This is a genomic window from Staphylococcus sp. EG-SA-15, assembly GCF_017151895.1.
Classification (GTDB): Bacteria; Bacillota; Bacilli; order Staphylococcales; family Staphylococcaceae; genus Staphylococcus; species Staphylococcus aureus.
Window position 1 is genome coordinate 1 of sequence record NZ_JACVZN010000099.1, and the last position, 270, is coordinate 270.

The window sequence follows — 270 nt, forward strand, 5'->3', positions numbered from 1 at the left end:
GCTTACTTACAGCTCCCCAAAGCATATCGTCGTTAGTAACGTCCTTCATCGGCTTCTAGTGCCAAGGCATCCACCGTGCGCCCTTAATAACTTAATCTATGTTTCCACCATTTTTATAAGTCAAACGTTAACATGAAGTTACGTTCTTTTATAAAAAGATTTAAACGCGTTATTAATCTTGTGAGTGTTCTTTCGAACACTAGCGATTATTTCTTATGAATTCAAGCTTATTTAAAACTCTTTATTCACTCGGTTTTGCTTGGTAAAATC

The 270-nt window shown here is 35.9% G+C and carries 1 rRNA gene; it reads right to left on the reverse strand.

The features are described from left to right. Positions 1 to 97: ribosomal RNA gene (locus IDG64_RS14515) — 23S ribosomal RNA — on the reverse strand; the annotation flags it as partial. Positions 98 to 270: the final 173 nt, after the last annotated feature.